This is a genomic window from Clostridium sp. LBM24168 (genome assembly GCF_052953915.1).
In genome coordinates this window covers 2,056,326-2,082,653 of record NZ_CP196861.1, presented here as the reverse complement: position 1 = coordinate 2,082,653, position 26,328 = coordinate 2,056,326, and the positions used below count along the sequence as shown (strand labels likewise).

Annotated in this window: 23 protein-coding genes, 1 tRNA gene and 1 CRISPR repeat array (1 of these 25 cut by a window edge); of the genes, 19 read left to right on the top strand and 5 right to left on the bottom strand. The window is 30.4% G+C overall.

Features of this window, described 5'->3' with window-relative positions; translation table 11 throughout:
• A CRISPR array of direct repeats spans positions 1–130; the repeat unit is 30 nt; unit sequence GTTGAACCTTAACATGAGATGTATTTAAAT; it reaches 4,752 nt to the left of the window's first position.
• Between the two features lie 355 nt (positions 131–485).
• The 6 genes from ACSVC9_RS10230 (at position 486) to ACSVC9_RS10205 (ending at position 6,240) form a co-directional block, all read left to right on the top strand.
• Complete coding sequence (locus ACSVC9_RS10230) at positions 486–1,310, top strand: methyl-accepting chemotaxis protein (RefSeq protein WP_446897391.1); 825 nt, start codon at positions 486–488, stop codon at positions 1,308–1,310.
• A gap of 406 nt (positions 1,311–1,716) precedes the next feature.
• Positions 1,717–2,112, top strand: a complete 396-nt coding sequence (locus ACSVC9_RS10225) for a pyridoxamine 5'-phosphate oxidase family protein (protein WP_446897390.1) — start codon at positions 1,717–1,719, stop codon at positions 2,110–2,112.
• A 281-nt stretch (positions 2,113–2,393) separates the two neighbouring features.
• On the top strand, positions 2,394–3,776 hold the full coding sequence (locus tag ACSVC9_RS10220; protein ID WP_446897389.1) for a DUF2334 domain-containing protein: 1,383 nt from the start codon (positions 2,394–2,396) through the stop codon (positions 3,774–3,776).
• A gap of 672 nt (positions 3,777–4,448) precedes the next feature.
• Positions 4,449–4,913: a YsnF/AvaK domain-containing protein gene (locus tag ACSVC9_RS10215; RefSeq protein ID WP_446897388.1), complete on the top strand. Its 465-nt coding sequence runs from the start codon at positions 4,449–4,451 to the stop codon at positions 4,911–4,913.
• Between the two features lie 263 nt (positions 4,914–5,176).
• Positions 5,177–6,007, top strand: coding sequence for a glycoside hydrolase family 25 protein (locus ACSVC9_RS10210; RefSeq protein ID WP_446897387.1), 831 nt, complete (start codon positions 5,177–5,179; stop codon positions 6,005–6,007).
• A 157-nt stretch (positions 6,008–6,164) separates the two neighbouring features.
• Positions 6,165–6,240 (top strand) — tRNA-Pro (locus ACSVC9_RS10205).
• A gap of 70 nt (positions 6,241–6,310) precedes the next feature.
• On the opposite strand, the gene ACSVC9_RS10200 is transcribed toward ACSVC9_RS10205, so the two are convergent.
• Positions 6,311–6,607: a hypothetical protein gene (locus ACSVC9_RS10200; protein WP_446897386.1), complete on the bottom strand. Its 297-nt coding sequence runs from the start codon at positions 6,605–6,607 to the stop codon at positions 6,311–6,313.
• 311 nt (positions 6,608–6,918) lie between these two features.
• Between ACSVC9_RS10200 and ACSVC9_RS10195 the strand changes: the two genes are divergently transcribed.
• From ACSVC9_RS10195 to ACSVC9_RS10185, 3 genes are read left to right on the top strand one after another with little or no spacing between them, the layout of a single operon-like run.
• Complete coding sequence (locus ACSVC9_RS10195; RefSeq protein WP_446897385.1) at positions 6,919–7,926, top strand: phosphodiester glycosidase family protein; 1,008 nt, start codon at positions 6,919–6,921, stop codon at positions 7,924–7,926.
• A gap of 33 nt (positions 7,927–7,959) precedes the next feature.
• Positions 7,960–8,985, top strand: coding sequence for a hypothetical protein (locus tag ACSVC9_RS10190; protein WP_446897384.1), 1,026 nt, complete (start codon positions 7,960–7,962; stop codon positions 8,983–8,985).
• 37 nt (positions 8,986–9,022) lie between these two features.
• Positions 9,023–9,670, top strand: a complete 648-nt coding sequence (locus tag ACSVC9_RS10185; RefSeq protein ID WP_446897383.1) for a site-2 protease family protein — start codon at positions 9,023–9,025, stop codon at positions 9,668–9,670.
• Positions 9,671–9,678: 8 nt separating this feature from the next.
• On the opposite strand, the gene ACSVC9_RS10180 is transcribed toward ACSVC9_RS10185, so the two are convergent.
• The gene (locus ACSVC9_RS10180; RefSeq protein WP_446897382.1) at positions 9,679–10,806 is read right to left on the bottom strand and encodes a hypothetical protein; all 1,128 of its coding nucleotides are present in this window, start codon (positions 10,804–10,806) and stop codon (positions 9,679–9,681) included.
• Positions 10,807–10,995: 189 nt separating this feature from the next.
• Here ACSVC9_RS10180 and trmB point away from each other — a divergent pair, with 189 nt between their 5' ends.
• A complete protein-coding gene (gene trmB / locus ACSVC9_RS10175) occupies positions 10,996–11,631 on the top strand; it encodes a tRNA (guanosine(46)-N7)-methyltransferase TrmB (RefSeq protein WP_446897381.1) in 636 nt (211 codons plus the stop codon).
• Between the two features lie 45 nt (positions 11,632–11,676).
• Here the strand turns inward: trmB and ACSVC9_RS10170 are convergent, their stop codons facing one another.
• A complete protein-coding gene (locus tag ACSVC9_RS10170; RefSeq protein WP_446897380.1) occupies positions 11,677–12,324 on the bottom strand; it encodes a TIGR01906 family membrane protein in 648 nt (215 codons plus the stop codon).
• Between the two features lie 225 nt (positions 12,325–12,549).
• Here ACSVC9_RS10170 and ACSVC9_RS10165 point away from each other — a divergent pair, with 225 nt between their 5' ends.
• The 7 genes from ACSVC9_RS10165 (at position 12,550) to ACSVC9_RS10135 (ending at position 20,633) form a co-directional block, all read left to right on the top strand.
• The gene (locus ACSVC9_RS10165; protein ID WP_446897379.1) at positions 12,550–14,067 is read left to right on the top strand and encodes a type I restriction-modification system subunit M; all 1,518 of its coding nucleotides are present in this window, start codon (positions 12,550–12,552) and stop codon (positions 14,065–14,067) included.
• A 24-nt stretch (positions 14,068–14,091) separates the two neighbouring features.
• Positions 14,092–15,354 carry a restriction endonuclease subunit S gene (locus ACSVC9_RS10160; RefSeq protein ID WP_446897378.1) on the top strand — a complete coding sequence of 421 codons (1,263 nt, stop codon included), beginning with the start codon at positions 14,092–14,094 and terminating at the stop codon, positions 15,352–15,354.
• 36 nt (positions 15,355–15,390) lie between these two features.
• The gene (locus tag ACSVC9_RS10155) at positions 15,391–16,086 is read left to right on the top strand and encodes an HAD family hydrolase (RefSeq protein WP_446897377.1); all 696 of its coding nucleotides are present in this window, start codon (positions 15,391–15,393) and stop codon (positions 16,084–16,086) included.
• 11 nt (positions 16,087–16,097) lie between these two features.
• On the top strand, positions 16,098–17,000 hold the full coding sequence (locus ACSVC9_RS10150; RefSeq protein WP_446897376.1) for a putative ABC transporter permease: 903 nt from the start codon (positions 16,098–16,100) through the stop codon (positions 16,998–17,000).
• Positions 17,001–17,100: 100 nt separating this feature from the next.
• Positions 17,101–17,784 (top strand): response regulator transcription factor, encoded by a 684-nt coding sequence (locus tag ACSVC9_RS10145; protein ID WP_446897375.1) that lies wholly within the window; start codon positions 17,101–17,103, stop codon positions 17,782–17,784.
• A complete protein-coding gene (locus ACSVC9_RS10140; RefSeq protein ID WP_446897374.1) occupies positions 17,781–19,277 on the top strand; it encodes an ATP-binding protein in 1,497 nt (498 codons plus the stop codon). Before ACSVC9_RS10145 ends, ACSVC9_RS10140 begins: the two co-directional genes overlap by 4 nt.
• 63 nt (positions 19,278–19,340) lie before the next feature.
• The gene (locus ACSVC9_RS10135; protein WP_446897373.1) at positions 19,341–20,633 is read left to right on the top strand and encodes a TolB family protein; all 1,293 of its coding nucleotides are present in this window, start codon (positions 19,341–19,343) and stop codon (positions 20,631–20,633) included.
• Positions 20,634–20,791: 158 nt separating this feature from the next.
• Here ACSVC9_RS10135 and ACSVC9_RS10130 read toward each other — a convergent pair whose 3' ends face one another.
• Positions 20,792–21,577 (bottom strand): class I SAM-dependent methyltransferase, encoded by a 786-nt coding sequence (locus ACSVC9_RS10130; protein WP_446897372.1) that lies wholly within the window; start codon positions 21,575–21,577, stop codon positions 20,792–20,794.
• A 31-nt stretch (positions 21,578–21,608) separates the two neighbouring features.
• On the bottom strand, positions 21,609–22,700 hold the full coding sequence (locus ACSVC9_RS10125) for an ABC transporter substrate-binding protein (protein ID WP_446897371.1): 1,092 nt from the start codon (positions 22,698–22,700) through the stop codon (positions 21,609–21,611).
• 281 nt (positions 22,701–22,981) lie between these two features.
• Here ACSVC9_RS10125 and ACSVC9_RS10120 point away from each other — a divergent pair, with 281 nt between their 5' ends.
• Positions 22,982–23,668 carry an ABC transporter ATP-binding protein gene (locus tag ACSVC9_RS10120; protein WP_446897370.1) on the top strand — a complete coding sequence of 229 codons (687 nt, stop codon included), beginning with the start codon at positions 22,982–22,984 and terminating at the stop codon, positions 23,666–23,668.
• 23 nt (positions 23,669–23,691) lie between these two features.
• On the top strand, positions 23,692–26,247 hold the full coding sequence (locus ACSVC9_RS10115; protein WP_446897369.1) for an FtsX-like permease family protein: 2,556 nt from the start codon (positions 23,692–23,694) through the stop codon (positions 26,245–26,247).
• The last annotated feature ends 81 nt before the right edge of the window (positions 26,248–26,328 follow it).

Here is a 26,328-nt window from a genome sequence, read left to right as displayed (position 1 = left end):
TAGGATTTACCAATGCTCTTAACGGTACCGACCTAGTTGAACCTTAACATGAGATGTATTTAAATTAGGAAAATTTTTCTATAATACCTTCCTGTTGAGCGTTGAACCTTAACATGAGATGTATTTAAATCAGTATAATTCTCTCCATCTATGCTAATTTGAACATCGTTGAACCTTAACAATATTGGGTGATTTAGATCATAGTCTTAAGAAAAATAAAATCAGTAATTTGATCCCTCCAGGGAACTACCAAGTGAGTAATAACAGTGTTTTGAAGAAATTCGGGATATTGCTATTTTTTTGTTTAATACATTTTTTTAGATACCTGTAAGAAAAAAATGAAGACGCAATTTTTACATTTAATAGCTCTATAATAGTACGGTGGAATAGATCTTAAAATAAATAAATATGATTGGCAGGAAGCAGTCAGTTATTGTCGAATAATAGTATTATGAATAAAAATTTATTTTAGGAGAGGGAGTCTTATGGCAAGAGAAGAAAGTTTAGAAGTTTATTTACAAGTTATGCCTGTACTTAAGGATATATTGCTTGAGGATATAGCAGTGGCTGTTGCAGATACTACAACATTTTTATATTATAGACCAGGAGATACTTTAGATATGAAAATAAATGTAGGTAGTGGAATACCAACTGATATCATGCTATATAAAACGATTAAAGACGGTAAACCCTATAGTACAATAGTTCCCAAAGAAGTATTTGGAATTTCTTTTAAAGAAATTTCATATCCCATCAAGAATTCAAAAGGTAATATTGTAGGTGGTATAGGAATAGGCAGAAGTTTAGATGGACAATTTAGGGCCGAAGAATCAGCAGATAATTTATTTTCTTCCCTTGAAGAAACTAATGCGAGTATTCAAGAAATTAGTGCAGGAGCGGAGAAGTTGCTTAGCATGATAGATAACTTGGTGGATATTACAAGACAATCAGAAAGAGAAGTATCAGAAAGTAATGAAATTATTGGTATGATACAAGGTATCGCTTCACAATCGAATCTATTAGGACTGAATGCAGCTATAGAAGCAGCTAGAGCAGGTGAATTAGGAAAAGGATTTACAGTTGTTGCAAATGAAATGAGAAAGTTAGCTAGATCAAGTAATGAATCCTCAAAGAAAATTTCACAAATATTATTAGAAATGAATAAAAATATTAAAGATATTTTTAAGATAGTAAATCAAGTTCAATCTGTTTCAGAAAGCCAATCAGCTGCGACTGAAGAAATAACTGCTACTTTAGAAGAAATTACTAAAAATGCCCAGATTATGAGTGATATTGTAAAGATAAAATGAAGTCACCATCTTGGTAAAATTTGGCTATAATATTTAATTATAGCCACCAATACAGCTTATGCCGTAAATAAAAAATTCTTATATTTAACTTGTGGTTAATATGTTCTTAATGGTATAAAGCTAAAATAATAATTAAAGTTGTAATCAAAGTAAATTTAACATAATAGTTCCCTATAAACAATTTAAATATGAAAAAATACACTCTATCAAATGAAATAAGCATCTTGGATCAGTTCTAGGATGCTTGTTTTGTTTATTCATAAATAAAACACATTAAACTTAAATACAACTGTCACTAGGTTATATTTATATATAAAACGTATAAATATTTATAAAAATTGTATTTGCTATTTTAGAGGTAAGGGTTAAAATGGTTATATTATATGAATTGAAAGGAGCAATTAAAGTGAATGAAGTTTATCAATATTTAAAAAATATTGGCACTTATTACTTAGCTACATCTGAAGGCGATCAGCCAAGAGTCCGACCATTTGGAACAATCTCTGTCTTTGAAGGAAAGCTTTACATTCAGACTGGAAAGATTAAAGATGTTTTTGACCAAATGAAAAAGAATCCTAAAATTGAAATCTGTGCTGTTGGAAAAGATAATACTTGGATACGTATTACAGCAACTGTTATTCAGGATGATAGAGTTGAAGCTAGACAGCACATGCTTGATGACTATCCAAATCTTAAAAATATGTATGCAGCCGATGATGGAAACTGTGAAGTCCTTTATCTAAAAAATGCAACTGCTACTATTTATTCTTTTACGGAAAAACCTAAGACCATTAAATTTTAAATAGTCTATAGGATAAATAATGTTATAATAATGAATAATTAAAAACCTCAGCTCAAAGCCGGAGGTTTTTTGCCGTTAAAAATTTGGCAAAAATAAGTTAAAGACTGCTGAAAACTATAGGATATCCAAAAGATAAAAGCTCTAGTATTTTTTGAATTTACGCTATAATTTTTAATTATCACTCCTGATATATAAATATAAAGAATATTATATCTTTAAAAATGTAAAATATAAATATATTACACTTATATTTTACTAATCAATCAGGAGATGAATAAGTGATGGATATAAAAAAAGCAAGGGATAAATTTAAAAGCACTCTTAAATTAATATTATTAATAAGCAGTATTATTATTACTATTTCTGGTGCATGTATCCTAAGAAATAAAGAACTATCAAAACATAATAATATAAATAATATCTTAGGAGAATCTAATAAAAAATTTAGCCCTTTTAAAGGTTTAAATATGAAAGAAGAAAATATAATATTAAATTTTAAAATGAAGCCTCTAAGACTTCGATCTCCTATATATAATGATAATAATAGGTTGTATATTCCAGTTTCTGAAATATGTTACTTGTTAAATGGTAATACAGAGTTAACAAAAGATAATGCCATTGTTAGAATGAATAATAAATCTGTACGAATTAATTTATTAAAAAACTCCTATTATAAAAATAATAAAGAGTATAATTTACGAAAAAAAGCTATTACATCAGAAGATGTTCTTTATCTAGCTCTTTTTGACTTCACTAAGTTATTTAATTTAAAAACAGATTGGAACATTGAAACAAAAACACTGTCTTTATTTTATGATCCAGGTGTTTTATCACAAAAGGTTGGGAAAAAGCATGGCAAGCCGGCTTTAATTAGACTAGAAGATATTACTGCAGGCCAAAGATATGCAACATCAGAGTCATTGGAAAAACTTAGAATTATATCAGATTATTTATATCACGAAAATATTCCTTTTCATGTTGCTTGGATTCCTAGATATATGAATCCTGCGAAAGGTATTGATAATGACCCTTCTACTCATCTCAGTATGTATAATACAGATTTTATATTTACGCTTGATTACCTTATAGATAGAAATGGAATGGTTGGGTTACATGGGTACACGCATCAACATGGAAAGGAAGAAAGTGTTGATGGAATTGAGTTCAATAGTAGAATTAATGCTAGTGAAAAATCTGTTCGCAAAAGAGTTAGTTTAGCAATAAATTGTGCTAAAAAACTGGATATACCCATATACTTTTTTGAAAGTCCTCATTATGATGCAACAAAGTCACAAAAAAGAATTATAGGTGAATATTTTAATTATATATATGAAGCATATAAATTTCAGAATGAAGGGGTAGTAAGAAAAGTGAAAATTCAAAATAAAATAGTAAGTTTTATTCCTACTCCACTTGATTATGTAGATGGTGTAAAATATATGGATAATATGATTAATAAAATTTATAAATTGCCTAAAAAAACTTTGGCTAGTTTTTTCTACCATCCTAATATTGAATTTGAATATATTAAAGTTGGAAAGGACAGATCAGGGTATCCAATTTATACTTATTCTGAAAAATCACCTCTCCATCAATTGTTAAATGTATTTTCAGATAAGAATTATGAATTTAAATCCATTGAGGAATTGGATATCAGCAGCTAAAATATGTAAGCTCTATTCTTGTTTAATGTAGTAAGAGATCTACGTTATTCAAAAGAATTTATAGAGTTTTTAATTGTAAACATAAAAAAGCCAGGGGTGAAGTCTTGGTGTAAAGATATTTAATAAAAGAGTATAAAAATATTTTTTGGTATAGGAATTTTTATGAAGGAAATTAACACTGGAGATTTATAATCCTCAGTGTAAAGGTAAATATCAATATACTTTTGTTAAGATATTTTAGGTTATGTAGAACTTAAAATATTTATTGATATAAATATATTGATATCCTTATATCAATATCGTGTGTAGGAATCAAGTTATTATACATGAAAAATTAAAAGTATTTGATTAAAGCTAGGTACCATTTATTTAACCTGTAGTTAATATGCTCTTAATAGCATGAAGTTAAAATAAAATCAAAATAAAGCCCCCTAGAAGTTACTACAATAATCCCCAATATATAAAATAAGCATTTGGAGTGAGGTTTCCGAATGCTTATTTTTTATTCATAAAATAGTATATTTTGTTACAAACAATATACGTGATAGATTTATTATATTTATTTTATTGTAAGCAATTTACTTTAACTCCATATTTCATAAAGGATATATTACTCTAACAGGGATAAAATATTAATGAATTGAAAATATCTATTTATAGGAGGCAGTATTTATGAAAGGTTTATTTGACAATATTTTAGGCAATGGTAGTGACGATGATGATGATAAGAAGAAAAGTAAAGACGGTGGAAGACTTACACTTCATAAGGAAGAGCTTGATATAAATAAGAGCAGGGTTCCAAAAGGTGAAGTTGAACTAAGCAAAGAAATTGTTGAAGAACAGAAAACAGTTAATGTTCCAGTTACTCATGAAGAAGTTGTTATAAAAAGAAGACCAGTAGATAATAAATCTAATGATACACCTATTAGTGATGAAAATACCATACGTATTCCAGTAAGTGAAGAAAAGGTCAATGTAGGTAAACACACTGTGGCAACCGGTGAAGTATCCGCTCATAAACGTGAGGTCAAAGAAACAAGGAAAGTGGATGAGAAACTAAAAAGAGAAGAAGCTCGTGTAAATACAAATGGCGATGCAAAGATAGTGGATAATAATAAAGATCATAGTTTCCATTAAGAAATTTATAAAATAAAAGAACGTCTCATAAATCATGTATGATTTATGAGACGTTCTTTTAGGAGGATAATCATGTTGAACAAAAAATGATACCATAATTTCTGATGTCTGCGTTTTAATATTTTTTAGGCCGTTTATGAATGTAGAAAATGCCAGTAGTCTTATCATACATACTATGTCTTAAAGAAGGAAGGAATGAGCACAAATCACAATATTAGCAAATTTTTAAATCAATAAATATATTGAATCAAGGGGGAGATTCTATGATAAAAGGTGTTGATATAAGTAATTTGAATGGAACAGTAAATATGAATCTGATTAAAAATGCAGGTAATTCTTTTGTTATAGCTAAAGCTACCGAAGGAAGTACTTTTGTAGATAAATTTTATAGTTACAATATTAAAAATGCCAGAGCCTTAGAACTTATTACCGGAGCCTATCATTTTGCCAGATTTACAACTAAAGAGAAGGCAATCAAAGAAGCTAATTTTTTTAAGTCCATTGTAGCAGAAACAGAACCTGATATTGTAGCACTTGATTTTGAACAGAAAGTAAATGGAGATATCACAGATACATGTTTAGCATTTATGGATGCTGTATCTGATATTGCTCCAACACTTATTTATTGTAATCCTAGCTGGATTAAGGACCATTTGAATACTAGGATAACTAAGTATCCTTTATGGATAGCACACCATGAAGTCTTGTCTCCAACCTTCGCCTTATGGACTGATTATACTCTGTGGCAATTTACTGATAAAGGACAGATATCCGGAGTAAATGGATATATAGACCTTAACTATATGGTAGAAGATTTTTATAATTCAATAAAAGGAGGCAAGAAGAAGGTGGATAATATTGTTATTTACAATTATGGACCAGATCAGAGGAGTGCAGAGATGTTGGCCGATTATCTTAATTGTCCTACAATATCCAATAGCAGAAAATTTGATTTCAGCCAGATTAAAAATGTGTATGCAGTTGGTGGAAATTCAGGGCAATATACAAATTATTTAACTAAATTGATTTCTGGATCAAACAGATTTGAGACCATGCAGTTAGTTCTTAATTTCATAAAAAATAAAGGTAAGTAAAATAGTATACAGATACTGTCGGATATGTATTTGTAAGAATGAATTCTTTACTAAATTATTTTAATATGTTATCATGTTGTATGGCAGCACAGTTAAAGCAGTATCTGAGGTGCCTTTAGCTATACTGTCAGCTTGAAATTTTTATTTTTTTGCATATTGGGGTGTAGCACAGGTGGTAGTGCGCAAGTTTCGGGAACTTGAGGTCGCAGGTTCAAGTCCTGTCACTCCAACCAGTACAGTAAATAAAAGGGACTGGATCAGCTTTTATTAAAAGCTATTCCAGTCTTTCTATAGTTTTATTAGTTAATCATTTGTGATATCAATTTTAAGGGATTCTTCTACATATAAACTATCAATATCTATTTCATTATTTTTAATTTTAAATTCAGCTAATCTATGTATAGTAGTATCTCCATACATAGGAACATTTTCTTCACTTTCCAGAATATATTTTACATTATTGCTTGAAGGATTTATAAATTTGTGAATTGACCAGATTCTACAGTAATTTTTAGTGTTTTTAGTTTGTATTATATTGGTTTCCTTTTTATCGTTATTGTAAGTAAAAGTGTGCTCGTTATCCCATACTTTAATTTCCATTATAATTCTCCTCTCAATATTTAATATTATTATATATATATTATTGCATAATAAATTACATGTAAAGTTTATATGCATATAAAAATTTTATAAAATATTATATTTGTATTATAGCAGGTAGCTGATAATATTTACAGATATATTATAATATATCTGTAAATATTATGTTGGTTAAAATGCATGATTTGAGTGAAAATATGTTACTATAATAGTAACAATTTTTATATAGTATTATTAATACATCTATTTAAAAAATAAGTTATTTATTGTACAATATTGAGAGATATAATTGTAGAAAGGAAAATTTACGTATGAGGAGAAAAAAATCATCAATTAAAGTCAAAAAGCCTATATGGAAAACTATTTTAGTGTTTTTTGTCTTTGAATTCGTATTCACTGCAATTACAGCTCCATTTCTTGTATTCCATGGACCTTTTAAAAATGTTACAAGGACAGTAGTTGGTGCAGCTATGACTACATTGAGCCATCAATATATTGCAAGATTGTTTTTATCTGATGCGGAAATAAAGCAGATACTGGGTGGAAATGAAATAGATAGTACAAAACAGCAAAATATAGGTCTTTCTAAATTTACTAATAATCATGATAGCAGTATAGAAAGGGAAGATATAAGTGATGGTAAAAAATTCAAGGGATATATCCTTATAATTCATGATCCTACGAGAGTTAAGGTTGGATATAGTAAAAAGTTAGGTATATCAGGAGAGTTAACAAGTAATATCGGGAAGGATAAGAATGCTGTAGCAGCAATAAATGGTGGAGGATTTACAGACAGTTCGTCGGAAAACAGCGAATGGACAGGCACTGGGGGGAAGCCGATTGGGTTACTTATGAGTGGAGGAAAAATTATATATAATGATATAAGCAATTCTGATTCGAAACATGAAATCATGGGAATCACTGAAGAAGGACAACTTATAGTTGGATATCATAGTATGAATGATATTAAGAAGCTTAAAGTAATGGAGGCTATATCTTTTGGTCCGGCATTAGTTATAAATGGGAATGGGACGATAAAATCTGGTGATGGTAACTGGGGAATAGCTCCAAGAACTGCAATAGGACAAAGAAAAGATGGATCAATACTTCTTCTTGTTGTAGATGGGAGACAGAGTAAAAGTATAGGAGCTTCTCTTAAAGATATTCAGAATATAATGCTGCAATATGGTGCCATAAATGCTACGAACCTGGATGGGGGCTCTTCTTCTACTATGTATTATGAAGGTGAGGTCATTAATAATCCTTGTGATCCATTAGGGGAAAGATCAGTGCCTTCTGCTGTTTATGTGGAGCAATAGACAGTGGTATGAATAATTAAAGGGGAGTGTTAGATGAAAACTTTTAGAAGAATTATAATATGGGCTATTATATCGCTAACGATACAATTTGCAGGATTATTCTATATAGATAATTATTTTTTATCTTCCAAGACAGATATTAAAACAAAGAAAATCATAAGAAGTGAACCCAAAAAATCAGATATTTTAATAAACATACCTGATAATGCCCAAGACATAAGCTCGTCTTTTGATGGTAGATATATAGCTTATTATGATGGAAATATACTTGACATTGTAGATACAGGAACAGGTGATAAAAAACAGGTAAAATTTAAAGATGGAGTTAAAGTTTCGTTTTATAAATGGCTTCCAGATAGAAATAGGATGCTTATAGTGGAAAAAGAAAACTCTTATAATGGTACCAGTTTTAAATTAGAATATTTTGAGGTAGATAAAAATATAAAAGAAAATATTAAAACCTTGGAAGGATTCAATTCAAATACTGAAATTAACGATATAAAGGAGTCTCCGCTTACCAATGTAATATATATGAAGATACAAGGTGCTGGTAAAAGAACTAATATATATAGAGTTAATATAATGAGTGAGATGCAGAAAATTAAAACAAATTCTTATATGATAGGTGATATTAGAATATTATCGTTAAAGGACAAACTTGTATATGAAGACAGCATATATCATAAAATTTACATAACAGGAGAGGATGCACCTCTTGATATAGAAGGAGTTGAAAATCCTGTATTGGTTGGAGTGGATGCTAGTGACAGAATATATATAGGCAATTTGGAAAATGATAAGCTGTTAAATCTATATTATGGGAATGTAAATGAAGATTCAAGTAGCTATAAGAACATAAATTTAGGAACAGCTGTTGATAAAAAAGATATATACATATCAACTTCCGGAAATATATATGTCAATGATAATTTAAAAGGGGTAGTAAAAGACATTGTAAGTGGGAAAGAATATACATATCATGGAAAATTTATACAGATGTATGATAAAGGTATTATGTCTATAAGTGATGGAAAATTATTCAAAACTCTGATAGACTAGATAGTAGAAAAATATTTAAAAGAAAGAAGTGAATTATTTGAATACATACATACTAAACAAAATACTAATCATACCAGGAATATTAATAGGACTTACATTTCATGAATATGCCCATGCGCTTGTTGCAGATAGATTGGGTGATAAGACACCAAAATTTCAAGGAAGGCTAACCTTAAACCCCTTTGTGCATATAGATTTACTGGGTTTTATAATGATATTATTAGTAGGATTTGGATGGGCAAAGCCTGTTGAAATTAATCCAAATGCATATAAAAATAGAACTAGGGATGATTTAAAAGTTTCAGTGGCAGGACCTCTGGCAAATTTATTAGTGGCATTTATATTTGCAATATTCTATGTAATATTTTATAGATTTGCTTTTACAAATAGTTTGATGTCAACTTCAATGGCAAATATAATAGCAAAAATACTTTTACAGGCTGTCAGTATAAACTGTATGCTTTTTGTATTCAATTTGATACCAATACCAGGATTAGACGGATTTCACATATTGAGGGACTTGTTTCCTTCATTATATTATAAAGTATCAGATAAAATCTACAGATATCAGATCATAATACTTATTGCATTTGTTGCAACTCCAATAGCTAACTATGTTGTTGGTATTCCATCTTTACTTTTATATTATAAATTTATGAAAATAGCTTCTTCACTATTTGGCTAGTAAAGAAACTATTTTTCAAGTTCTTTAAATATACTTCTAACTCCATAACCCCAATTTTTGTCTTCTGCATATCGTTTCCCAATCCATAGAAAGGGATCTGCATTTTTAGGCATATCTTTGGAGAGGTTTATTATAGTCCTGGCTGCTATTTTGGAAGAATCATTTATATTTGTATTGTATTCCTGCCAGCTGTGAAATACATTAAATGGATTATTGGCAATTTTGTATGCATATTTTTCACTTTGAGGCACAAAATTTTGTTCCTGGCCTGTTATGGCGAAAAGCAAAAGAGGATTCAAATTGTATTCCCTGGCTGTATTCAATATAGTTGAAAAGTAAGGTTCCTTTATTAAGATAGAATTGCGGTCTATTAAAAATGCCTTTAATTTACTTGTCCTTATTGGTCTATATTTTATGTAATAGGGTAAATTTGAGTTTGGATATTTATTACTTGAATATTTTGATTGATATAGATCATTTAAATATATTCCGACTTTTTCAGCATAATATATTGGAGAGTCCGAGTTTTCGGCAGAATTGTTCTTTGGTAAAATTTGTCCGCTTGTATATGTGGTATATATAACAATAGAAAATACTAAAGCAGCTACTGCAACTGCTTTTCTTTTTTTACTAGTATAAGATTTTATGTCTCCGTCATTACGAGTATCTTCAGATGATGGTATAGTTTTGCTTAAGTTACGTGTAGCTTCAGGAAAATAATTATCAGATGGAATTAGTTCTTTGCTTTTTTTACTGCTTTTTATATATTCTTGTAAATGACTTTGTTGAACTTTATTCTTTACATTTGAATTTAACCAATTAAGAAGTTCTTCAATAAAATTTTGTTTGAAGCTTCCAAGTGAAATACATGAGGTAAAAATATCGTACATAAAGATTGAATCTTTATTTTTGAAAAGCGTGTTTTTCAAGGTATAAAACTTTATTCTACTTCTTTCTGACTCATTAAATTGACCAAGATTACTATCTAGAATGTGGTGTATTGTCTTAGAAAGCATGTCCGCTCTGTTTACTGGAGTATAATCTGGATATTTTTTGTCTATGTAATTTTTAAGTACTATTATATCATTTCTGTTGAGTATTTTCTTATCTTTTAATTCATTTATAAAATAACACATAATTCACAACCTATATTAAATATTCTAACATAACCTTATATTTATCGTTATTTTAATGGAAAACTTTAGTATGATTTGTCGATTGAAATATTATAAATCGAAATATGGGGAGCTGGACTAAATTTAGGGTATATGATAAAGTTATAAAGTGTTTTTATTATTTGTTATAGAGATAGAGGAGAAATCAACATGAGGCTGAGAAAAAAATGGTGGGCTAGACCAGAGATGGAGGCCAGTAATCTGGCCATAATAAATCCTGAGTATTATAAAGGGAATTGGCTCGAACAATTTAAAAATAAAAATCCAATATATCTTGAGCTTGGATGTGGAAAGGGCAAATTTTTGTGTACACAAGCTGAAAATAATGTTGGTATAAATTATATAGGAATTGATCTTAAGGATGAAGTTCTTGTATATGCACTTAGAAAAATTCAACAAAAAGAATTAAAAAATGTAAGAATAATATCTATGAATATAACTGGAATTGAATATATTTTTGGAGAAAATGAAATAAGTAGAATATACATAAATTTTTGTAACCCCTGGCCTAAAAAAAGACATAATAAGAGGAGGCTGACTCATACTAGATTTTTGACGATCTATAAAAAATTTTTGAGAAAGGGAAGTGAAATATGGTTTAAAACCGACGATATTGATCTTTTCAATGAATCACAGGTGTATTTTAGAGAAAATGGATTTACTATAGAGTATTTAACCTATGATCTACATAATAGCAACTTTTATGGAAATATAACTACAGAATACGAGGAAAAATTTACTTCACTTGGAATGGAAACTATGTTTTTAATATCAAAGCTGCTTTAAAATTATTGGTAAAATGTCTGCTATTTTATATAAACGTGTAAATCCTTATATTTGATTTTTTATATACAATTTCTCATGGATTATTTTTAAGAGTATTATATATATAATTATTATGCTCAATGTTAAAATGGCAGAATGATAGAAAAATTTTTGAGGTAGTATACTTATAACAGGATCAATTTTAGGATTAAATATCCAATAATCATTTCTAAAAAATACTTTGTGAAATAGGATAAAGGAATTATTAAAATTTACAATAAATGATGCTAAAAGAATTGCTATAAATATAGAAAGTACATAGTAAGTGTGTTTTATAAATGTAAAATTTCTGAACTTTGTGTTGCTACCTATACATATAGAGCTAACAATACCAGTAATAATCATGAGAATATCGACATAATTGAATATATTTTTTACCTCTTGGAAGTGAATTTGTCCGTATGTCGAATAGGATATTGAAGGAAGTTCAAATTCCTGCTGTTCTGGATTTACCATATAGTCAATTATATAATCGTAGTTTTCTATTATTTTATTCTTACTAAAACCTGATTGTTGTTCAATATCTAAGTTTTCAATTTCAAAATAGTATAAAGGCTTGAATGTTAAGGTTAATTTTATAGATGTGCAAATGATAAATAAGGCGAAAATTATAGAGGACAGTATTTGAATTGAACTGCAATTTTGCATATGCATTTGTTATACACCACCCATTATAAGAGTTTGTAATTACTTATTATTATAATATATATTCATAATATGTATTGTTAATATTTTGATAATTATATAAACTGAAAGGTATAAGTAGTTTGCTATAAGGGCTGCTTATGCCTTTGTGTAAAATAACGTGTATTTATGATAAAATGTATTGTATGATGGAATTATTTTATAATAAGTGTAATTGTGGGGAGAGAGGTATTGATGAAGAGATTGACACTTCAGGATTTAGAATCAAAACTTTGGTCCTGTGCTGATGTTTTAAGAGGAGAATTGTCTGCATCACAATATATGGATTATATATTTGGCATGTTGTTTTTAAAGAGGTTGAATGATGAATTTAATGCAGAAAAAGTTATGAGAAGAAATGAATTTAAAAGCCAAGGCATGACTGGAGAGGAAATAGAAGAACTTCTTGAAGATTCTTCTATATATGAAACTTTCTATGTCCCTAAAGATGCAAGATGGGATAAGCTAAAGAATTATAGCTTAAATATCGGATCGGAATTGGACAAAGCTTTAAAATCAATTGAAAATGAGCCAAAAAATATTGAGCTTACAGGTGTATTGACTACGGTAAATTATAATGACAAGGAAAGAGTCCCAGATAAAAAATTAAGTCAGTTAATGCTTATATTTAATAGTATGAATTTGTCAGATGACTGCCTTGAATCAGATGATGTACTTGGAGATGCTTATCAATACCTTATAGAAAAATTTGCTGACGAAGGTGGTAAAAAAGGTGGTGAATTCTATACTCCAGCAGAGGTAGTGAAGATGATGGTAAATTTGTTGAAGCCAGAAGAAGGCGATAGCATATATGATCCTACCTGTGGTTCGGGAGGAATGCTTATTCAAAGCATCAAATATATAAAAGGTCAGAATGAAAATTATAAAAATATATCCTTGTTTGGACAGGAGATAAATCTTTCTACCTGGGCTATATGTAAGATGAATATGCTCCTGCATGGTGTAAAGGGTGCAGATATTAAAAAAGGAGATACAATAAGAAATCCAGAACATATAGAGGGGGGGGCATTGAAGATTTACGATAAAGTACTTGCCAATCCTCCTTTCTCACTAAAAAATTGGGGGAGAGAAGAGGCTATTCAAGATAAATTCCATAGATTTTCATATGGGATACCGCCTAAATCCTATGGAGATCTAGCCTTTGTGTGCCATATGATAGCGAGTTTGAATAAAACAGGCAGAATGGCTTCTGTGGTACCACATGGTGTACTTTTCAGGGGCGGAACCGAAAAATCTATAAGAACAGGACTTTTAAAAGATGATTTAATAGAATCCGTAATAGGACTTCCACAAAATATATTTTATGGGACGAGCATTCCGGCAGCTATAATAGTAATAAATAAGAGTAAGTCTAAAGATAGAAAAAACAGAATTCTATTTATAGATAGTAGCAGTGGATTTATAAAAGATGGAAATAAAAATAGACTTAGGGATAAAGATATAAACAGGATAGTTGAAGTATTTGACAGGTACGAAAATGTTCAAAAATATTCTAGTGTAGTTGAAATGAAGACTATAGAGAAAAATGATTATAATCTGAATATAAGCAGGTATGTTGATACTACGGAATTAGAACCCGAAATAGATATTGATGCAGTTGTTGATGAAATAAGGGATCTGAAGATGGACATGGCTAATATGGAGAATAAACTAAATAGTTATCTGAAAGAGATGGGTTTTGGCACTATTTAGAATAAGCAGGTGATTGCAGTGGAGATGTCTAAAAGAGAGTATGAAGTGACACAACTGAAGGGAATACCTGAAAATTGGAACATATATAGACTGAAGGATTTGGGGAAGACATATCCGGGCCTTTCGGGAAAAAATAAAGATGATTTTGGAAAGGGTAAGCCGTATATACCATATAAAAATATATTTAATAACAGCAAAATAGATACAAACTACTTGGAATATGTAACTATTTCAGATAATGAAAAGCAATATTCAGCCAAATATGGCGATATTTTTTTCACAATATCTTCAGAGATTCCAGGTGAAGTTGGAATGAGTTCTGTACTTTTAGAGGATATAAAAAGAGAATTGTATTTGAATAGTTTTTGTTTTGGATACAGGTTAAATAATTTTAAAATACTTTGTCCGGAATATGCAGCATATTTGTTTAGAGGAAATAATGTAAGAGTGACAATAGGAAGACTTGCACAAGGTTCAACTAGATTTAATATATCCAAAAATGATATTTTGCAGTTGAAGGTAGCAGTACCTCCGCTGAAGGAGCAGAAAAAGATAATCTCAATTTTATCTTCTGTAGATGATGAGATTGAAATTGTTGACAAGATTATAGACAAAACAAAAGAGCTCAAAAAAGGGCTAGTGCAGAAACTTCTTTCCAGAGGAATAGGACATAAAAATTTTAAGATTACGGAGTTTGGAGAAATACCTGAAAATTGGGAAATTAGGAAATTAGGCGATATTTGCTATTTTAGACAGGGATTCCAAATTTCGCGGAAAGATCAAATAACCGAACAAAAAAAAGGCTATGTAAGATATTTATATATAACTGACTTTTTCTCAAATAGGAATAGACTGTATGTTAAAGACAATAAAAGATTTTATCATATTGCTTACGAGGATATTGTTGTGGCTAACACAGGAAATACCTGTGGAAAAGTTTTCAAAGGTGGAAATGGAGTTTTAAGCAATAATATGTTCAAAATATTCAACAATAGAGATATTCTGGATAGAAGTTATATGTGGCAGTATCTCAACAGTTTATTTTACTGGAGACAATTAAGTAAATATTTTAATAGTGCGGGTCAGCCCCATGTTGGACATAGAAACATGTCAGAGTTGAAAATAGCTTTGCCTAACAATGTGGAAGAGCAAAGAGAGATAGCTTCTATTTTATTTTCCGTGGATGAAGATATAAGTCGATATACAATAAAGAAGCAGAAATTCCAGCAGTTAAAAAAAGGACTCATGCAAAAACTTTTGACTGGAAAAATAAGAGTTAAAGAATAATATAATGTATTTATAGAAAGAAATGGAGTGTGGAAAATGACAAACTTGAAGTGTATTATGTTTGATTGTATGGAAACTTTGATAGATATGATAGAACTTCCAGACAAAGAAGATTATGCACGGTGGGCCTTTGATGGTTCAGGATGTGAAAAGTACTTTAAAGACTTTGATGAATTCTATAAATATTATAAAACTGCTGCGAAATGTATTTTGGATAGAATGCCCGACTATAGAGAGTACAGCTTTAAAGAACAATATGAGTATATCGTAAGAGAAAAAGGACTTGATTCTATAGAGCAGAAAGAAATAGTAGAGCTGCTTTTAAAAAATTATTGGCAAAATTATAAAAGAAGATGTTATGCTGATAAAATGGTCAAGGAAACTCTTGACTATTTAAGCGGTAAATATAAGTTGGGTGTAGTTTCAAATTTTAAGGTTAAAGGTGGCATAGGAGATTTGCTTGAATATACAGGAATAAGAAGTTATTTTAAATTTATAGTAAACTCTGCCGAAGAAGGATGGCGCAAACCACATCCCCAAATATATATGGATGCTGGAAAAATATCCGGTTTTATTTCTGATGAAATATTGTTTATAGGAGATGATTTTGTAAATGACTATTTGGGACCTCAAAAAGTTGGGATAGAAAGTATATTTTTTGACAGGAAAAAACGTATTTCTGAAGAGTGCAGAAGTATAAATGAATTTATAGAACTTAAAAATATACTATAGAGGGAGCATATATGGAAAACATATTATTTTATTTTGTCATCTATGCTTTTGCAGGATGGTGCCTAGAAGTTGTCTATGCAGCAGTAAATACGGGAACTTTTGTAAACAGAGGATTCTTAAACGGGCCTATTTGCCCCATATATGGTATTGGAGCAGTGCTTGTCATAGATTTTTTAATGCTTTTTAGAGATAATTTGATTTTATTGTTTTTTACTTCAGTAATTATTACGTCTTTTCTTGAATATGTTACTGGATTTGTTCTTGAGAAACTTTTTAATAACAGGTGGTGGGATTATTCAAGATATCCTTTTAATATAAAAGGTTATATATGTCTCAAATTTTCACTCGCCTGGGGTATTGGCTGTATTTTGATTATAAAGGTTATTCATCCTGTGGTTGTGGGCTTTATAGGATTTATTTCTGTGCCTTTAGGAAATATTATTCTATTATGTTTGGCAGTTATATTTATTATTGATATTATATCAACGGTTGATACTGTAATGAAGTTTAACTTAAGATTGAGGAAGATACATGAAATATCAGGAAAAATAAAAGAAAAATCAAATTTTCTTGGGGAGAGGATTTCCAATGAAACTATTGAGTTAAAGTCAAAATATGAATATCAGGTAGCGGATATCAGGAGAAGATATGTTGAATTGTCTGAAAATGCAGTTGAAATTAAAGAAAAATATGAAAATGAGCTGTCCGAGTTGAAAAGAAAGTATGAAAATAGACTATCTGAAATAAGAGAAATATATGGGAAAGAATTAATTGAACTTAAGGAAACATATAAAAGACTGACTGGAAGAAAAAATAATTACCATAGGAGAATTATAAAAGCATTTCCCGGCATTAAATCCAATAAGTATTCTGAAGCTTTAAATGAATTAAAAAAAAATGTAGCTAGAAAATAGAATATAGCCTAATTATTATTGATTTTACTTTTGTTTACAAATTGGCAATATATTTATTGTAATATTAATATAATTTTTAAAGTTTAAGGCGGCGTGAGTTATGAAAAAGACTATACTTATTATAGAAGATGAGGAAGATATAAGAAATATAATAACTCATTATATTAAAAAAGAAGGCTTTGCTAGTAAGGAAGCTTCTGATGGCAAATCCGGTATAAACATAATATCAAGTGAAAAAATTGATTTAGTAATATTGGATTTAATGCTTCCTGATTTAAGTGGATATGATATTTGTAAACAGATTTCAATGAATTACAGAGTACCTATTATAATGATTACAGCTAAAAATGATATAGTGGATAAAGTATTAGGTTTAGAGCTTGGAGCAGATGATTATATCACTAAGCCATTTGATATAAGAGAAGTTATTGCGAGAATAAAAGTGTGTCTGCGCAGAATGGATAATCTTGAAGAGAGCAATAGCATGTCTATAATAAATATTTCCAATGATATAAAGATAAATGAAAAAAGCAGAGAAGTTTTTAAGGGAGAGTATGCTATTAGTCTCAAACCCAAGGAATATGAGCTTCTTCTAGCATTTGCTAAAAACAGGAATATAGTAATGTCTAGAGATAAATTGCTGCAAAAGGTTTGGGGATATGACTTTGAAGGTGACAGTAGAACTGTGGATGTTCATGTTCAAAGGCTCAGAAAAAAATTGGGAGATATTGATGGCAAGTCAATAATTAAGACAATTTTTGGGATAGGATACAAAATGGTATGAAAGTCTCAATTAGATATAAATTTATAATAGGTTTTATGGTCATTTTTTGCTTTTTTTTCAATATAATGAGTTTGTTTATAAATAATATAATAATAAAAAATAATGAGAAAATAATAAGCGATGAACTGGAAAATTCTCAAAAAGACTTGAATATATATTTCCAACAGTTTTTAGTACTGAATAATATAAGGTTAAATTCAGGTAATTTTGAAAAATACGCGATAAATATAGGAGCAGCACTATCTTCGAAACTTAATTCTAAAATAAGGTTATATAAAAATGATGGTAAATTGCTTTTGAATATAGATTATAGCAATGTCAGTGATTATTCAGATGTTGAAAATTTTAGGAAAGATGATTTCAAGGATGTGCGTTTTGCTTCAAAAGGACAATCTGCTTACAGGATTGTTAGGATAAACAAAAAATATGAGGCTGTTTTTTCACAGCCATTATATGTAGGTAAAGCTAATATTGGAATACTACGGTATGCCAGAGATTATACAGAATTATTTCGTGCAGGAAATAATTTGCTTATAAACATAAAAGTATGTATGATTTTTATGTTTAGTGTGCTATTTCTATTTTTATTTTTCCTTTCTACTAAAATTACACTTCCAATTCTTAAATTAAACAATATCACAAAAAAAATGAGTAAGGGAGATTATAATATTGATATAACCGTAAATTCGAAGGATGAAATTGGTGAACTAGGACAAAGTTTCAACATGATGAGAAAAAAGATAAAGGAACAAATACGAACTATTAAGGAAGATATGAAGGACTTAATAAAAATGGAAAGACATAGGAAATCATTTTTTGACAATGTAACTCATGATATGAAAACTCCTTTGACTATAATAGACGGATATGCCCAGATGATTTTAGATGATGGAATATCAGATAAAAAATTGACTATAAAAGCTGCCTTGAAAATAAAAAAAGAATCAAGTAGGCTTCATAAAATGATTATTGATGTTCTCAATATATCCAAGGTTGAGTCACAGAGTAATAGGAAAATTAACGAAAAGTTGGACATGGCATGTATTCTAGAGAATATATGTGATGATATGTCGATTAGGGCTAAAAAATATGATATCGCTATAGAGAAAAAGTTGGAGCATGGTACTTATATATTTGCCAATAGTGATGATATACGCAAGATGATTGTAAATATAATAGATAATTCTATAAAATATTCTAGTACAAAATCTATAATAAATGTCAATATGTTTAAAACTAATGATAATTGTAATATAGTTGTTAAGGACAATGGAATAGGAATAAAAGGGAAAGCATTGGAAAGAATATTTGAACCTTTCTATAGAGACGAAAAAGACTCTATTAGTAGGATAGAAGGTAATGGACTTGGGCTTTCTATAGTTAAATCAATAGTTGATAATTATAAAGGAACAATACATATTGAAAGTAAAAGTAATGGAGGTACAAAAGTATATATAAAAATTCCTCTTTTTTACAATTTGGCAACAAGTTGAATGAGTGATGGAAATAATTTTATATTAGCATTGGATTATAAGGTTGAAGGGAGGGGAATAGAGATGAAAAATAGTAGAATATCTTTGTTTGTAAAGATTTCAGTTCCAGTATTGATAATAGGGGGAAGTCTAGGAATTGAAAAATTTATGAGCGCAAAATCAGAGAACTTACTAAACAAGACTATGATTGTAATGAAAAAAAGTCCACCTCAAATATCAGATAGTAAACTGTTGGAGATAGAAAATAAAAAATCTTATGGAAATATAAAAGGACTTTCAGAGAATTTTGGCTTTATAAATGATGATGAAATTCTTGTAGGTATTGGTATAGATATGGAAGAATTTAAAAGAAAGTATCCTCAAAAAATCAATGAAAGTAATTATAGTGCTGAGAATGATATTTCTGGTATTATGTATAAATTAAAACTTTCGAATTTAGAAAAGAAATCTCTTGAGATAGATACTAATAGCATAATTTCAAATATATCACCAAATTCGGATAAAGTTATTTATGTTAAAAATGGTAAAGAATTAGTATATGATTTAAATGGTAATTCAAAAGTGGACTATAGAAATGATGATGTAATCAATAAGGAAACTTGGTCTGAAGACGGCAATTATTTGATGAGTTATTATGACGGTTACATAAAATTATATAACGTAAATACCAAGAGTTCAAAAAAACTTAAAATTAAAGCTGGCAATTTGTGGATTGATATAATTCCAAGCTTCTATAGTAAAAATGGAAGAGTTGTCTATTTTATAGGTGGACAATTCAAGAATAAAAATAATTTAAAATATAAGAGGCAGGGGATATTCAAGATAGATACTGAACATGGCAATATTCAGGAGGTTTTTACATTGCCATATAATAATTCAAATGACAGTGACCACAGCAAATATAGCGGTATAGAATTAAATGATTATTGTGTATTAGATGATGGTAAAAAGATAATATTGAATGCTACTATAAATGGACAAGATGGAGTTTATATATATGATACGGATACTAAAAAATTTTACAATGTAGTTATGCATACAGTTAAATCAAAGGAAAGTTCCTATGCATCACCAATATGGGTATCACCGGATAGAACAAAGGTGGTTTATATGAATGTCGCACTTGAGAATGGAAAAGAACAGTGGAATTTATATGCTTCAAAAATTAATGGAAATAATTTGACGGGCAAAATATGTATATATAAAAACATCAATATTTCGGCTTCATTAAATAATTCACTTAAATGGAGTAAAGATAGCAAAAAGATACTATTTTTCACATACAATAAATTAATAAAAGAAAATGGATTTGAATTTAGTGATGAAAATCTAGTTAATATTATTACCTTTAAATAAATATATTTTATATAAGATATATGCTATAGAGTACAGATAACTGAAAAATTTGTAATCGAAAAGTGAAAAGTTAGCTGCCTAAATAGCGGAATCTGGAAGTTGATCTATAGAAAGATTGAAAATAGGTGGGATTATTTAGTTTCCACCTATTTCTTGAATTATTCTTTAATAGCATATACCATAAACATTGTTGAATCCGATCCATATTTTTTATTGCCTTTGAGGAGCTTAGGAATTTTTTGTGTATCAGTATATACCTGCTTGCTGATGTCCGTGTTAATAGTTATTTTATTGATACCATGTTTTATAAGTATGTCTACATCCCATTGTGGTCTTGTAAAATTACATATATAGAGTTTTGTTGCGAAATTATTGCGCTGACGAATTAACTCTTCACTTTGCAGTCTGCGATTGTATGAACTGCAACACCAGTTTTGCATTTCTATGTAATTTTCGCCAGATTTTTCTGCAAGCTTGAAATCATGTCCGTAATTGGCATCGAAGTTCATTATTTTACCTCCAGGAGAAAGAACACGGCACCATTCTTCATAAGCCCTTTTAGGATCTGGCAATGTCCATGTAACATTTCGTGATATTATAAAATCAAAACTCTCATCTTCAAATTGTAGATTTTGAGCATCCATTTCAATAAATTTTATATTTTTGTAACCAAGATTTTTTGAATTAGCTACTGCATTATTAATCATTTTTCGGGAATAATCTATTCCTGTTACTTCAAAGCCAAGATCACACAATAAAAATGAATAAAAACCAGCACCTGTTCCTACATCCAATGCACGAAGTCCACTACCATCTGAAATTGCTTCACTGATTATATCTGTCCAAATTTTATGTTGAAATCCTTCCAGATCTTTAATACGACATGAACTAAATTCATCGGCACGTTTTGACCAATAATCGTTGATTTCTTTTTGTAAATTCATATATTTCATCCCTTTATCAAAAATTTGTAGTTTACTCAGCAGGGGGTTCGTCGTTGATAATTTTGTTAGCTTCTTCATTTGAAAGATCATAATCGAAAAATGTCTTGTAAAAGTATCTGGTTTCTTTAATTATATCTATATTTGAAAACTTATCTGGATATAGAATTTTTGCAGCCCATTGTACTTGTAGTGCTTCCTCTGCACTGTATCTATCCCAGTAAAAAGCACCAAATGGATTAAAGTATATCCTTTTAGATTTTACCGCACTTGTTTTCTGCAGTACAGGATCCTTTAATAAATTGTCCATAACTTTTTTACCGCTGTTTACCTTCATTAAAGTATTAATACCTAATATAATGACATCAGGATTCCATTTTAATATTTGTTCCATAGATATTTTTTTATTATTCCCTTTTATGTCCTTAGCTGCATTCACTCCACCGGACACTTTTATCCAATTGTCAATTATTGTATCACTGCCATCTACAATAAGTGGTGATATTGAGGTTATGTGTAGAACTTTAGGCTTTTTGTCTTCTGGTAGTTTGGATGTTATACTGTTTATCATGTTAAGTTTGCTGTCCAAATATGAATTATATTTTTCTGCTCTCTTTTTTGCACTGTCACCTAGGACTTCTCCTGTAAGATCAACGCATTTTTTTAAACCGTTAAAATCAGTAAAATTTAATTGTACAGCTGGAATGCCCAATTGTGACATTTTATTTGCATTTTTTTCATTTACAGGTATAAATACAACATCGGGTTTTGTCTTCATAAGTGCTTCTGTATTTGGGGTGCTGTCTTTGTTAAATGTTGTTGTTGCATTATTCATTTGAGGATTTACCTTATATAGCCATGGTGCCATTTTTTGTGTTAGAACAGTTGCAACAATTTTATCTCCTCCTCCAAGCATTGCTACAATTGAATTATGAGCTTGCCAGGCATCCGCCACTCTTTTTACATTTACGGGTACTTCTACCTTTTTACCTGCAGTATCAGTAACAATTTTTGTCTGTATTTTTTTCTCTTCTGTTTTTTGTGAAGTCGAATTATTACTACATCCAGATAATAAGAAAATTGTTGCAAAAACGATAGCAATACTGCATTTTAAAAATTTTTTCATGGTCATGCATCTCCTTGTTTTTATATAATTTTGTAATATAAATGGCTATAAGTTATTAATATGTTACATAAAATCTATTTATATTAACGTTTTATATAGTTATGACTTATTTTATCAATAATATATCAAAAAATCAATACAATAATTGGCACTTTGGCATTTATTATAGACCTTGCAAAGTTACAAAATTGTAAGACGGCATTTTATTTTGTAAGGCAGCAGACATGGAGCTGCAGATGAAATTCGCCTATAATTTAGATAGATAGGAGGGAAAGTATAAAATGGAGATATTGAAGGTGGAAAACTTAACTAAGGTATATGGGAAAGGTGAAAACAAGGTAGAAGCATTGAAAAATATAAATTTATCCGTAAACAAAGGAGAATTTGCAGCAATTGTAGGTGCTTCAGGTTCAGGCAAGAGCACGCTTCTGCATCTTCTTGGAGGCCTTGATAGACCTACTGCAGGCAAAGTGATAATTGAAGGAGAAAATATCTATGATTACAAGGAGAACAGACTCGCTGTATTCAGACGGAGAAAAATAGGATTTGTGTTTCAATTCTTCAATCTGATACCTGTTCTGGATGTAGAAGAAAATATATCACTTCCGGCACTTCTTGACAATGACAGGATTGATGAAGAGTATTTGAACGAAATCATAAAGCTACTTGGACTTGAGGATAGAAAGAAACATCTTCCTTCAGAGCTATCAGGAGGACAACAGCAAAGGGTCTCCATTGGCAGAGCTCTTTTGAACAAACCATCCATAGTTCTTGCAGATGAACCTACAGGAAATCTTGATAGCCAAAACTCAAAAGAAGTAATTGAACTATTAAAATATACAGCTCAGAAATATAATCAGACTCTTGTACTGATTACCCACGATATAAATATAGCATCTATGGCAGATAGGATAATTACTATTGAAGATGGACGGATAGTTTCAGATAAATATATGCAAAACAATTAAACAAAAAGAGGTGGTGATTCAATATGATTACAAGTTACAAGAAGCTTACGGGAAAATACATTAGATCTAATAAAAAGAGAAGCATACTCACTGTTATAGGAATAGTATTATCTGCTGCACTTATAAGCACTATAGGGTTTTTCATTGTTAGCATGCAGAATGCGGAGATTGAAAGTGTAAAGGATAAGTATGGTTCCTGGCATGTTATGTATACGGCTCCGGATAAAGAGCTTGCTGCAAAAGTTACAGAAAACTCGAAGGTTTCACGCAGCGGTTTTTATCAGCAGGGTGAGAATATAAAGATAAATGAGGATTTAAGTATAAGTCCTGTTACAGCTTCGGATAGTGCCCTTGAACTTCTTCCCTATAGGATAAAGACAGGGAGATTTCCGCAAAATGATCGTGAGGCAGCTGTGGAAAACTGGGTGCTCAGGTATGTGAAAAAGGATGCAAAATTAGGTGATAAGATAAAGTTGGGCGGCAGGGAATACACCCTTGCTGGAATACTCCAGGACAACGTAGGCACCCAAGTTAATAAAACAGGTATCTTTTTATCAAAGAACAACAACATTGACAGACATAAATCAGTGCTGCTTGCGGAAATAAGCTCAAAGACGAATTTAAAAAAGGCAGTTTCAGAGCTGGATGGCCTGCCAAAAAGCAAAACAGTAAAGGTTGGCGGTAGAACTTCTGCTTCTGTTGTGAATAATTCTCCACTTATAGATATACAAGGGGGAGGAGACGGCAAGTCAGGATTGTCCGGACTGTATTCTACAGTGGCGATTATAATAGGAATAGTACTTGTCGCAGCAATTGCGGTGATATATAATTCTTTCCAGATAAGTGTAGTGGAGAGAATGAGGCAGTTCGGTCTCTTGAGGGCAATAGGCGCCACTCCGGCCCAGATCAGAAAAATAGTGCTTAGGGAGGCATCGGTACTTTCAATCATAGGTGTGCCTCTAGGACTTGTATGTGGTATTATAGCTATTTTTGCCATAAATTTTGCCTTCAAGATAATTGGGGGGGATATGATTTCCATCATAATGAAAGTATCCATATCACCTGAAGTCATGCTTATAAGTGCTGCAGTTTCAATAGCGGCCATATATATATCTGCGCTGCTGCCTGCACTGTTTGCTGGGAGAATTTCTCCGCTTACCGCCATAAGTGGAAGGACATCTATTGTAAAGGAAAAGATAAAAAGGAGAAAGAATATAATTGTGGGAAAATTGTTCAAGTTTGAAGGGAATATGGCCTACAAGAATATAAAGAGGAACAGGAAAAGATACAGAATAACTGTATTTTCTATAGCCATAAGCGTGGTGCTTTTTGTCACCTTCAAGTCCTTCATGGATATGGCTTTGAATTTATCAGATAGTGCCAATGAGTCCAAGAATATACATTTTTCACTTCAGTCAAATGGGAAAAATAGTTTTATAAAGGATCAGATCATAGAGGATATAAGTGATTTGAATTCAGTGAGTAAGATATACAAAATGTACAATGAATACAATTTTGTTGAATTTATAGATAAAAGTAAGGAAACAGAAGCAGTAAAGACTATAGATGGAATATACGGCAAGGAAACCGAAGTAGAAGGTGAAAAAAAAGTGCCAATGAATGGAATTGTCACTGTGTATGATGAAAATGCACTGGAGGCATCCAAGAAATACCTGCAGTCTGGAAATATAGACATTAATAAATTAAATGAAGAAAATGGTGTTGTTCTGGTAAATAAAAATTGGGTTTATAATAAAAAGGAAAAGAAAACCTACATGGGTCCGGTGGCAGACATAAAATCCGGTGATGAAATATTTCTGAAGTACAACAGTAAAACCAATACTACCTCAATAGACAATGGAGATATTAAAATTAGCGATAAAGAGGCAGCCCAAAGCAGCGTCGGTATTAAAAAAGTAAAGGTGCTGGCAGTTCTTAAAGATGAACCTTTTGATCTGTATGGACAAAATGGACCAAAACTTATAACTACCAGGGAAGTGGTGGAGAAACTTACGGGAATAAATAACATCAAACCAACAGGGCTCAATATTGCTATCAAGGATGTAAAAGAAGAAGATAGCGCAAAAAATCAGATAGGAGATATTGTAAAATCCGATTCCTCACTCAGTTTGATAAATCATCTTGATCAAAACAGAAATGCAAAATCAGTGATTTTAATGATTGAAATATTGGTATATGGATTTGTAGTGGTAGTGTCACTTATTGGAAGCGTGAATATCATAAATACTCTTACTACCAATATAATACTCAGGAGAAGGGAATTTGCCATTTTAAAGGCAATAGGTCTCACTCAGAAAGGACTTAAAAAAATGATAGTACTGGAAGGCTTTCTCTATGCAGTTATTGGAACTATATACGGTTCCATAATATCCTGCGGACTTTCTTATATGATGTATCAGGGAACGATGAAAGTAAGAGAATTCAGCTGGCAGATTCCCTGGAGCGGAATAGCCATTGCAGCTGCTGCAGCTGTGGCCATAGGATATCTTTCCGTGCTTTCACCTCTTTCCAGAATAAACAGGGAAAATCTGATTGATACAATAAGAGAAGACTATTAGTAATTTACAGTTGACAGTGTACAATTCACAATTCACAGTGGATTGTGCACTGTTTGTGTTTTTGTTGAAGTATTTTATGCT

Excerpts from the sequence above, each read along its gene's own strand:
- ACSVC9_RS10230 (WP_446897391.1), top strand. The coding sequence starts at position 486 with ATGGCAAGAGAAGAAAGTTTAGAAGTTTATTTACAAGTTATGCCTGTA.
- ACSVC9_RS10220 (WP_446897389.1), top strand. The coding sequence starts at position 2,394 with ATGGATATAAAAAAAGCAAGGGATAAATTTAAAAGCACTCTTAAATTA.
- ACSVC9_RS10215 (WP_446897388.1), top strand. The coding sequence starts at position 4,449 with ATGAAAGGTTTATTTGACAATATTTTAGGCAATGGTAGTGACGATGAT.
- ACSVC9_RS10210 (WP_446897387.1), top strand. The coding sequence starts at position 5,177 with ATGATAAAAGGTGTTGATATAAGTAATTTGAATGGAACAGTAAATATG.
- ACSVC9_RS10200 (WP_446897386.1), bottom strand. The coding sequence starts at position 6,607 with ATGGAAATTAAAGTATGGGATAACGAGCACACTTTTACTTACAATAAC.
- ACSVC9_RS10195 (WP_446897385.1), top strand. The coding sequence starts at position 6,919 with ATGAGGAGAAAAAAATCATCAATTAAAGTCAAAAAGCCTATATGGAAA.
- ACSVC9_RS10190 (WP_446897384.1), top strand. The coding sequence starts at position 7,960 with ATGAAAACTTTTAGAAGAATTATAATATGGGCTATTATATCGCTAACG.
- ACSVC9_RS10180 (WP_446897382.1), bottom strand. The coding sequence starts at position 10,806 with ATGTGTTATTTTATAAATGAATTAAAAGATAAGAAAATACTCAACAGA.
- trmB (WP_446897381.1), top strand. The coding sequence starts at position 10,996 with ATGAGGCTGAGAAAAAAATGGTGGGCTAGACCAGAGATGGAGGCCAGT.
- ACSVC9_RS10170 (WP_446897380.1), bottom strand. The coding sequence starts at position 12,324 with ATGCATATGCAAAATTGCAGTTCAATTCAAATACTGTCCTCTATAATT.
- ACSVC9_RS10165 (WP_446897379.1), top strand. The coding sequence starts at position 12,550 with ATGAAGAGATTGACACTTCAGGATTTAGAATCAAAACTTTGGTCCTGT.
- ACSVC9_RS10160 (WP_446897378.1), top strand. The coding sequence starts at position 14,092 with ATGTCTAAAAGAGAGTATGAAGTGACACAACTGAAGGGAATACCTGAA.
- ACSVC9_RS10155 (WP_446897377.1), top strand. The coding sequence starts at position 15,391 with ATGACAAACTTGAAGTGTATTATGTTTGATTGTATGGAAACTTTGATA.
- ACSVC9_RS10150 (WP_446897376.1), top strand. The coding sequence starts at position 16,098 with ATGGAAAACATATTATTTTATTTTGTCATCTATGCTTTTGCAGGATGG.
- ACSVC9_RS10145 (WP_446897375.1), top strand. The coding sequence starts at position 17,101 with ATGAAAAAGACTATACTTATTATAGAAGATGAGGAAGATATAAGAAAT.
- ACSVC9_RS10140 (WP_446897374.1), top strand. The coding sequence starts at position 17,781 with ATGAAAGTCTCAATTAGATATAAATTTATAATAGGTTTTATGGTCATT.
- ACSVC9_RS10135 (WP_446897373.1), top strand. The coding sequence starts at position 19,341 with ATGAAAAATAGTAGAATATCTTTGTTTGTAAAGATTTCAGTTCCAGTA.
- ACSVC9_RS10130 (WP_446897372.1), bottom strand. The coding sequence starts at position 21,577 with ATGAATTTACAAAAAGAAATCAACGATTATTGGTCAAAACGTGCCGAT.
- ACSVC9_RS10125 (WP_446897371.1), bottom strand. The coding sequence starts at position 22,700 with ATGAAAAAATTTTTAAAATGCAGTATTGCTATCGTTTTTGCAACAATT.
- ACSVC9_RS10120 (WP_446897370.1), top strand. The coding sequence starts at position 22,982 with ATGGAGATATTGAAGGTGGAAAACTTAACTAAGGTATATGGGAAAGGT.
- ACSVC9_RS10115 (WP_446897369.1), top strand. The coding sequence starts at position 23,692 with ATGATTACAAGTTACAAGAAGCTTACGGGAAAATACATTAGATCTAAT.